At 74.3% G+C, this 9,021-nt stretch carries 8 protein-coding genes, 1 pseudogene and 1 riboswitch; of the genes and pseudogenes, 5 read left to right on the top strand and 4 right to left on the bottom strand.

All coding sequences use genetic code 11. The features are described from left to right. Positions 1-114 precede the first annotated feature (114 nt). Entirely contained in the window at positions 115-1,044 is a 930-nt protein-coding gene (locus HDR73_RS10830; RefSeq protein WP_223842708.1) for an aldose 1-epimerase family protein, read from the bottom strand. A 1-nt stretch (position 1,045) separates the two neighbouring features. Beyond that, the gene (locus tag HDR73_RS10825) at positions 1,046-1,876 is read right to left on the bottom strand and encodes a DeoR/GlpR family DNA-binding transcription regulator (RefSeq protein WP_012298017.1); all 831 of its coding nucleotides are present in this window, start codon (positions 1,874-1,876) and stop codon (positions 1,046-1,048) included. Between the two features lie 93 nt (positions 1,877-1,969). On the opposite strand from HDR73_RS10825, the gene galT reads away from it, so the two are divergent. The 4 genes from galT to HDR73_RS10805 are packed head-to-tail and all read left to right on the top strand — an operon-like array spanning position 1,970 to position 5,827. Beyond that, the gene (gene galT, locus HDR73_RS10820; RefSeq protein WP_012298018.1) at positions 1,970-3,112 is read left to right on the top strand and encodes a galactose-1-phosphate uridylyltransferase; all 1,143 of its coding nucleotides are present in this window, start codon (positions 1,970-1,972) and stop codon (positions 3,110-3,112) included. Further along, entirely contained in the window at positions 3,109-4,269 is a 1,161-nt protein-coding gene (galK, locus tag HDR73_RS10815) for a galactokinase (protein WP_012298019.1), read from the top strand. The genes galT and galK overlap by 4 nt, the downstream gene beginning before the upstream one ends. 20 nt (positions 4,270-4,289) lie before the next feature. Continuing rightward, positions 4,290-5,231 carry a GNAT family N-acetyltransferase gene (locus HDR73_RS10810; RefSeq protein WP_012298020.1) on the top strand — a complete coding sequence of 314 codons (942 nt, stop codon included), beginning with the start codon at positions 4,290-4,292 and terminating at the stop codon, positions 5,229-5,231. Beyond that, complete coding sequence (locus tag HDR73_RS10805) at positions 5,228-5,827, top strand: gamma carbonic anhydrase family protein (protein ID WP_012298021.1); 600 nt, start codon at positions 5,228-5,230, stop codon at positions 5,825-5,827. Before HDR73_RS10810 ends, HDR73_RS10805 begins: the two co-directional genes overlap by 4 nt. Positions 5,828-5,890: 63 nt before the next feature. Here HDR73_RS10805 and HDR73_RS10800 read toward each other — a convergent pair whose 3' ends face one another. Further along, positions 5,891-6,793, bottom strand: coding sequence for a bifunctional methylenetetrahydrofolate dehydrogenase/methenyltetrahydrofolate cyclohydrolase (locus tag HDR73_RS10800; RefSeq protein WP_012298022.1), 903 nt, complete (start codon positions 6,791-6,793; stop codon positions 5,891-5,893). Further along, positions 6,790-8,067, bottom strand: a complete 1,278-nt coding sequence (gene glyA / locus HDR73_RS10795; protein ID WP_041464342.1) for a serine hydroxymethyltransferase — start codon at positions 8,065-8,067, stop codon at positions 6,790-6,792. The genes HDR73_RS10800 and glyA overlap by 4 nt, the downstream gene beginning before the upstream one ends. 32 nt (positions 8,068-8,099) lie before the next feature. Then, a riboswitch (ZMP/ZTP riboswitch) is annotated at positions 8,100-8,183 on the bottom strand. 180 nt (positions 8,184-8,363) lie between these two features. Between glyA and HDR73_RS10790 the strand changes: the two are divergent. After that, positions 8,364-9,021 (top strand): annotated as a pseudogene (locus HDR73_RS10790) (DUF3459 domain-containing protein); the annotation flags it as partial.

Genomic DNA, 9,021 nt, shown 5'->3' with positions numbered 1-9,021 from the left:
GCATTACCGTGGGACATCGAGGCCTCCTGGCGATGGTTGAACTGAACAGCTCCATCAAGCCAGGAGGCCTCTTCACACGCCCCGAAGTGTCACCAACGTCATGGCCGAGTACAGCTAGAAGCCCGTGGCGCGGATCCCCCAGCTGAGCGTCCACTCCTCGCCAGGCGCGAGGCGGCGCACGCCGATGCCGGAGTTGAAGGCGTCGGCCGGCGCCGTCATCGGCTCGATGGCGACGGCCTGGCGCCCGTGGGTTGGGAACTCGCGCGGCGTGTAGACCTGCAGGAACCGGAAGGACGCGTCGGCCCACAGCTCGACCCCGCGGCCGTCGGGCGCGGTGAGCCCGTGGCGGCTCGTACCGCCCTCCACGTGGACATTCCCGTAGCCGGTATTGAGGTCGAGGTCGCCGACGACGCGGCCGGCGCGGAGGTCCTCGGCGGCGCCGTCGACGGGGTGGTCGGTGACGGGGATCAGCGCGTCGTCGACCTCGGACCACGTGTCGGCGCGGACCGTGAGCGTGAGGTCGGAGGAGGGGACGCCCCCGATCGCGAGATAGGGGTGCGCGCCCACCGCGACGGGGGCGGCCGCCGCGGAGTCGTTGCGGAGCCGGTGCGTGACGACGAGGCCGTCGTCCGAGAGCCGGTAGGTGACGGAGGTGTCGAGGAGGAACGGGTAGCCGTGCTGCGGGAAGACGGTGGCGGAGAGGGTGACGCGGTCGTCGGCGCGGTCGGAGGCCGCGTAGCCCGTGTTGCGGAGGAGGCCGTGCGACGCGTTGCCGAGCGACGGCTCGGAGGCGTCGAGCGCCTGCGCCTTGCCGTCGAGCTCGTAGCGGGCGCCGCGGATCCGGTTCGGCCATGGCACGAGCACCATGCCGGCGCCCATCGGGGCCACCACGTCCTCGCCGTAGGGCTCGACGAGGTCGACGCCGTCGAGGGTCAGGCCGCGGATCGCGGCGGCGAGCTGCACGACGGTGGCGCGGAGCTCACCGGACGGGCCGGCGTGGACGAGGTGGTGCTGCTCTCCGGTGACGGGTCTCAAGGAATCCACGTTACGGCCGCGCGGCCCCGGGCGACCCGCCGGCCTGGACGACGCGCAGCCCTGAGTCGCGCAGGCGGCCGAGCTCGCGCGGATCCGCGTCGGCGTCGGCGTCGGTCAGGAGCATGTCGATCCGGTCGAGGGGCGCGACGGATCCGAGGTGCGTGCGGCCGGCCTTGGAGCCGTCCGCCACGACGATCGTGCGGGCGCTCGCGTCGACCATCCGCCGCTTCACCTCGGCCTCCGGCAGGTTGACGTTCGTGACGCCGCGATCGACGTCGATCCCGTTGCAGCCGATGAAGGCGACGTCCGGGTGCAGGCGGTCGAGCACGACGGTGGCGAGCGGATCCACGAGGCTGTGCTGCAGCGCCCGGAGCGTGCCGCCCGTGACGACCACCGTGAAGCGCGGCATGGCGCGCTCGAGCTCGAGCGCGAGCGTGAGCCCGTTCGTGATGACGGTGACGTCGACGAGGTCATCGCGCGCGACGAGCGCGCGGGCCACCTGGAGCGTCGTGCTGCCGACGTCGAGCAGCACGCTCTGGCCGCTCTCGACGAGGTCGGCGGCGGCCCGGCCGATGGCGCGCTTGGCGTCGGCGGCCGACTCGAGCGTCACCTCAAGGCTCTGCTCGCGCGCGCCGAGACCTGCGCGGAGCACGGCGCCGCCGTGCACGCGCTGCACGGCGGCGGAGTCGGCGAGCGCGTCGAGGTCGGCGCGGATCGTGACGGCGGAGACGCCCGCGTCGGCCGCGAGCTCGGCGACGGTCGCGAAGCCGCGGTCGGCGAGCCGCTCGAGGATGCGCGACCGGCGGGTCGCCGCGGGGACGGGAGCGGAGTCGTCGGCCATCCCGCGAGCCTCCCCCACGCGGTTGCCGGAACGCAAGCCGGGACTTTCGCGAGCGCAGATCCCGGCTCCGCGAGCCCGTAGGATCGGGGCATCATGCATGCCGACCAGACCGTCACGACATCGCCCTCCGGGATCACGCAGCGCCGCACGCTGCTGTCCGACGGCCGCGAGCTCGTCTACTTCGACGACGCCGACACGACCCTCCCGCCCGAGCGCGCCGCCGACGCCCGCCCGGCCGCGCCCCGCCCGCCCACCGCGACGATGCGGCAGGACGTGCTCACGGGCGAGTGGGTCTCCATCGCCGCCGCCCGCCAGAACCGCGCGCACCTGCCGCCGGCGGAGCTGGATCCCCTCGCCCCGGCGAGCGCCACCAACCCGTCCGAGATCCCGAGCATGTACGACGTCGCGGTCTTCGAGAACAAGTCGCCGTCGTTCGGCCCGTCGCTCGCCGACAGCCCGGACGTCGACGCTGCGGTGGACGACGACGACCTCACGCGCATCGACCTCGGCCGCACGCGCACCTCGGTCGGCCGTTGCGAGGTGGTCTGCTTCAGCCCCGAGCACACCGGCTCGTTCAGCGGCCTCACGCCGTCGCGCGCCCGTACGGTGGTGGAGGCGTGGGCCGAGCGCACGCGCGCCCTCTCGGCGATGCCCGGGATCCGCCAGGTGTTCCCGTTCGAGAACCGCGGCGAGGCCATCGGCGTCACCCTGCACCACCCGCACGGGCAGATCTACTCGTACCCCTACGTCACGCCGCGCACGCGCCGGCTCGTCGAGTCGATCGAGCGGTTCGGGCCGGGCCTGTTCCAGCGGATCCTCGAGACCGAGCAGGCGTCCGAGCGCGTCGTGCTCCGCGGCGAGCACTTCACCGCGTTCGTGCCGTTCGCGGCGCGCTGGCCCGTGGAGGTGCACATGCTCCCCCACCGCCACGTGCCCGATCTCGCGGAGACGACCGAGGCCGAGCGCGCCGAGCTGGCGACCATGTACCTGAAGCTGCTGCGCGGCATCGACCGGCTCTACGACACCCCGACGCCGTACATCTCCGCTTGGCACCAGGCGCCGGTGGATGCGCACCGCGACGAGATCCGGCTGATGCTGCAGATCACGTCGCCGCGCCGCGCGGCCGACAAGCTCAAGTTCCTGGCCGGATCCGAGGCGGCCATGGGCGCCTGGATCGGCGACGTGCCGCCCGAGAAGGCGGCGGAGAACATCCGGAAGGCAGTGGAGGACGCATGACCGACATCCGAGACGACGTGCGCGAGGGATTCCGCGCCCGCTTCGAGCGCGAGCCGCACGGCGTGTGGTCCTCGCCCGGGCGCGTGAACCTCATCGGCGAGCACACCGACTACAACGAGGGCTTCGTGTTCCCGTTCGCGATCGACCGCCGCACGGTCATCGCGCTCGCGCCGCGGGACGACGACCGGATCCGCCTCGCCAGCTCCTTCTCCGACGAGGTGGTCGAGGCGCGCCTCGCCGACCTCACCGGCGAGCGCATCGATGGCTGGCAGGCCTACCCGCTCGGCGTCGCCTGGGCGCTCGGGCAGCGCGGGGCCGACCTCGCGGCCGTGCCCGGCTTCGACGTGTTCATCGACAGCGACGTGCCCGTGGGCGCGGGGCTCTCCTCGTCGGCCGCGCTCGAGGGATCCATCGCCCTCGCCCTCGACGACATCTGGCGCCTCGGCCTCGACCGGCCGACGCTCGCCGCGGTCGGGCAGCTCGCCGAGAACGAGATCGTGGGCGCGCCGACCGGGATCATGGACCAGTCCGCGAGCCTGCTCGGCCGCCAGGACGCGGGCGTGTTCCTCGACTGCCGCTCGCTCGACGCCGAGGTCATCCCGCTCGGGCTGGAGGCGGCCGGCCTCACCATCGCCGTGATCGACACCCACGTCGCCCACGCGCACGCCGACGGCGGCTACCGCGCGCGCCGCGAGTCGTGCGAGAAGGGCGCGCGCCTCCTGGGCGTCTCGTCGCTGCGGGACGTCGCGGTCGACGACCTCGTGCGCGCCCGCGAGGTGCTCGACGACGAGACGTTCCGCCGCGTGCGCCACATCGTCACCGAGAACCAGCGCGTGCTCGACACCGTGCGCGCGCTCCGCGAGGAGGGCCCGCGCGCCATCGGCGAGCTGCTGGACGCGAGCCACCGCTCGATGCGCGACGACTTCGAGATCAGCGTGCCGGAGCTCGACCTCGCAGTCGAGGTCGCGCAGAACGAGGGCGCGATCGGCGCGCGGATGACAGGCGGCGGCTTCGGTGGATCCGCCATCGCGCTCATCGACGCCGACTCCCTCTCGCGTCTCCAGGTCGCCATCGACGGCGCGTTCGCGGAGCACGGCTACACCGGGCCGACCGTCTTCACGGTCACGCCGTCGGACGGGGCGAAGGCGGAGCAGTAGGGGCCCCTAGGCTCCTCGGCATGGGAACCCCTGCGGACGTCGTGACCGAGCTCGCCGACGACCCGGATGCCGTCCGCGAGATCGGGCGCGCGCTGTCCGCGTGGTTCCCCGCGTCGACGCACCCCGGCGGATTCGCGTGGGAGGCGTCCACCGGCCAGCTTCCGGAGCGGATGGCCGTCGTGCGCGACGGGGCCGGTGCGCTCATCGGCTGGGCCGCCTTCTCCACGGACGACGCGCGCGTCGAGTGCGCGCCCGACGACGACGCCACCACCGACCTGCTGGCCGCGTGGATCCTGGACGCGGCGGGCGAGGGACGCACGAGCGTCGCCGTCCACCGCGGGCAGGGCCGGCTGCGCGGGATCCTCGCGGACCGCGGCTTCGCCGACGAGGCGATTCCGCTCGCCGGGCTCCGCCACCCCGCCCGCGACACGGGCGCACGGCCGCCCGCCGAGTACCGCATCCGGCCGGTCGCCGAGGGCGAGGAGCAGGCCAAGGTCGACGCGCACCGCCGGGCATGGAAGCCGGTCGAGCTGCCCTTCACCGACGGATCCGGCGACGGCATCGACCCCGACGCCGAGAGCCCCTTCGACGCGGACGACTACGCGGCCATGCGGGCGGCTCCCGTGTACCGGCGCGAGCTGGACCTCGTGGTCGAGGCGCCCGACGGCTCGCTCGCCGGCACGTGCACCGCGTGGCTCGACGAGGCGAGCGGATGGGCGGAGCTCGAGCCGCTCGGCATCGTGCCGGAGCACCGCCGACGGGGCCTCGCGCAGACGCTCGCGCTCGACGTCTGCCGCCGCGTCGGCGAGCTCGGCGGGCACGACGTGTTCATCAACGCCTCGCCGCTCCCCTACTACCGCGCGCCGTGGGACGCGTACGTCGCCGCCGCCTTCGTGCCCATGGAGCGCGGCACGCGGATGCGCCCGCGGGCCCGATCCGCGCGGCCTACCCTGGCGGCATGACCGTCGATCCCCAGGCCACCGTCCGCGCGCTCCCCGGATCCCCCGCACCCGACATCGCGCCCGACGCCCTCGTGGCGGCGGGCGCGCGCGTCGTCGGTCGCGTGACGCTCGCCGCCGGATCCAGCGTGTGGTTCAACGCCGTGCTGCGCGCGGAGGCCGCTGACATCCGGATCGGTGCCCGCTCCAACCTGCAGGACAACGTCAGCTGCCACGTCGACGCGGGCTTCCCGCTCACGGTCGGCGAGGGCGTGAGCGTCGGCCACAACGCGGTGCTGCACGGCTGCACGATCCAGGACGGCTGCATCGTCGGCATGTCCGCCACCGTGATGAACGGCGCGGTCGTCGGCCGCGAGTCGCTGCTCGCAGGCGGGACCGTGGTGCTGGAAGGGCAGAGCATCCCGCCGCGCTCGCTCGTCGCCGGGGTGCCCGGCAAGGTGCGGCGCGAGCTCACCGACGAGGAGGTCGCGGGGCTCCGGATCAATGCCGACCAGTACGTGGAGAACGCGCGGCTGCACGCCGGGGCGATCCCGACGCCGGCCGTCCTGCTGGGCACCGAGTCCGCGACCGGCCCCGCACGCGAGGAGGGGACGGCCTGACCGGCCGTCCCCTCCTCGATCACCGCCGCACGGTCGAGTCGAGCACTGTCGCGGCGAGCGCCGTCAGCCGCGTAGCTCGGCGGCCAGGCGCGCGTCGCGCTCGGCGGCCTGCACCACGTTGGCGAGCAGCATGGCGCGGGTCATGGGACCCACGCCGCGCGGGTTCGGCGACAGGTGGCCGGCGACCTCGGCGACCGCGGGATCCACGTCGCCGGTGAGGCGCGCCTTGCCGGTCTCGGGATCCACGACGCGCGTGATCCCCACGTCCAGCACGGCGGCGCCCGGCTTCACCCACTCGGGCTTCACGAGGTGCGCGGCGCCCACGGCCGCGACCACGATGTCGGCCCGGCGGACCTCCTGCTCGATGTCGCGCGTGCGGGAGTGCGTGAGGGTGACGGTGGCGTCGAGGCCCTTGCGCGTGAGCAGCAGGCCGAGCGGCCGGCCCACCGTGAGGCCGCGGCCGACGACGACCACGTGCTGGCCGGCGATCGGCACGTCGTAGCGCTGCAGCATCTCGACGATGCCCGCGGGCGTGCACGGCAGCGGCGAGGTCAGCTCGCCCTGCACGCCGAGCACGAGCCGGCCCAGGTTGGTCGGGTGCAGGCCGTCCGCGTCCTTCGACGGGTCGATGAGCTCGAGCATCGCGTTCTCGTCGATCCCCGCGGGGAGCGGCAGCTGCACGATGTAGCCCGTGACGGCGGGATCCGAGTTGAGCCGCTCGATCGCGGTCCGCACGTCGGCCTCGGTGGCGTCCGCCGGCAGGTCGACCCGGATGGACTCGATGCCGACCTCGGCGCAGTCGCGGTGCTTGCCGGCGACGTAGGAGCGGGATCCCGGGTCGTCGCCCACGAGCAGCGTGCCGAGCCCCGGGACGAGGCCCTGCTCGCGGAGGGCGCGGATCCGCACGGCCAGCTCGGACTTGACGGCCGACGCGGTGGCGACACCGTCGAGCACGACCGCGGTCACTGGGTGAGGCCCTCGTAGAGCGGGAAGCCGTCGGTGAGCGTCAGCACGCGCGCACGCAGGGCGGCGAGGTCGCTGCCGGGCTTCAGGGTCTCGGCGATGATGTCCGCCACCTCGGTGAACTCGGTCTCGCCGAAGCCGCGGGTCGCGAGCGCCGACGTGCCGATGCGGACGCCCGAGGTGACCATCGGCGGGCGCGGGTCGAACGGCACCGAGTTGCGGTTGACCGTGATGCCGACCTCGTGCAGCGCGTCCTCCGCCTGCTTGCCGTCGATGGGCGAGTTCCGGAGGTCCGCCAGCACGAGGTGCACGTCGGTGCCGCCGGTGAGGACGGAGACGCCGGCCTCGGTGGAGTCGGCCGCGACGAGGCGTTCGGCGAGGATCTGCGCGCCCTGGATGGTGCGGCGCTGCCGGTCGGCGAACTCCTCGGTGGCCGCGATCTTGAACGCCGTGGCCTTGGCCGCGATGACGTGCATGAGCGGCCCGCCCTGCTGGCCCGGGAAGACGGCCGAGTTGAGCTTCTTGGCGAGCGCGGTGTCGCGGCTGAGGATCACGCCGGACCGGGGGCCCGCGAGGGTCTTGTGCACGGTGGAGGAGACGACGTCCGCGTAGGGCACGGGCGAGGGGTGCACGCCCGCGGCGACGAGGCCGGCGAAGTGCGCCATGTCGACCCAGAGCTTGGCGCCGACCTCGTCCGCGATGGAGCGGAACGCGGCGAAGTCGAGGTGGCGGGGGTACGCCGACCAGCCGGCGATGATGACCTGCGGCCGGTGCTCGAGCGCCTTCTCGCGCACGACGTCCATGTCGATGAGGAAGGTGTCGGGGTCCACGCCGTAGGCCGCGGCGTCGTAGAGCTTGCCGGAGAAGTTGAGCTTCATGCCGTGCGTGAGGTGGCCGCCGTGCGCGAGCTCGAGGCCGAGGATCGTGTCGCCCGGCTGCGCGATGGCGGCGAGGACGGCGGCGTTCGCGGTGGCGCCCGAGTGCGGCTGGACGTTGGCGAACTCGGCGCCGAAGAGGCTCTTCGCGCGGTCGATGGCGAGCTGCTCGGCGACGTCGACGAACTCGCAGCCGCCGTAGTAGCGGCGGCCCGGGTAGCCCTCGGCGTATTTGTTGGTGAGCACGGATCCCTGCGACTGCAGCACCGCGCGCGGCACGAAGTTCTCGCTGGCGATCATCTCGAGGGTGCCGCGCTGGCGGCCGAGCTCCTGCTCGAGGACGGCCGCGATCTCCGGGTCGACCTCGGAGAGGGGGGCGTTGAAGGACTGGTCGACGGGCATGGGACTCCTTGAGCACGGTGGACGAGAGGATGCGTCGTGGCCCAGGCGTACGGCCACCAACCGTGTGAGTCGCTCCCCGATGGTGACCCATCCGAACGCCAGTCGCGACGGGTCCGATCCTACCCGTGCGGGCGCGCGCCCGCGAGGCGCGCAGCCTCCCGTCAGGCGCGCGCGCCTGGCCGCCGAGCGAGGGGATGCGGAGTGCGCGGACGGCGCCGGGGGTCGCGCGACCCGCCCGCCCGTAGGATCAGGGGGTCGGGCGACGGTGCCCGCCGTATGCGGAGGAAGGACCGAGCATGGGGAGCACAGCGCTCACGACCGATCCCGCGGCTGGCGGACACGACCGCGACGGCGCGCGCGCCGACGCCGCCGACCGCGCCCCCGCCGAGCCGGCCACCGCGCCCCCGGTCGACCGCGACGCCCTCGCCGCCGACCTCCGCCCGCTCGTGGGCGACGACGCCGACGCCCTCGCCGACGCGCTGGCCGCCAACCTGCAGGACGTGCGGCCGCGTCGCACCCCGGCCCTGGGATCCCCCGACGACCTCCACCTCGACCTCCGCGCGGGCGGCGTCTGCTACGTCGACCGGTACGCCGACGACCTCCGGGGCCTCGCCGCCCGGATCCCCGCCCTCCGCGACCTCGGGCTCACGCACCTGCAGATCACGCCCGTCACCGAGCGCGCCGATGATGCCGACGCGGACGCCGACGCGCTCCTGGCGCCGGGCGTGCGCGTGCGGGCCGAGCTCGGATCCGCCGCCGACCTCGCCGCCCTCGCCGACGCCCTGCACGACGCGGGCCTCACGCTCGCGGTCGACCTCTCCCCCGTGGACGCCGACGCGCCCCTCGCCGACCGGATCCGCTCCGCCGTCCGCGAGGCCGTCGCGCTCGCCGCCGCGGGGGCCGACGTGGTCCGCGTGGATCCCGCCGCCGTCATCGGCGAGCGCCCCGACGCCG

This window comes from Clavibacter sp., from assembly GCF_014802555.1.
GTDB classification, from domain to species: Bacteria; Actinomycetota; Actinomycetes; order Actinomycetales; family Microbacteriaceae; genus Clavibacter; species Clavibacter sepedonicus.
The sequence above is the reverse complement of the archived record's forward strand: the minus strand, read 5'-3'. Positions and strand labels throughout refer to the sequence as shown.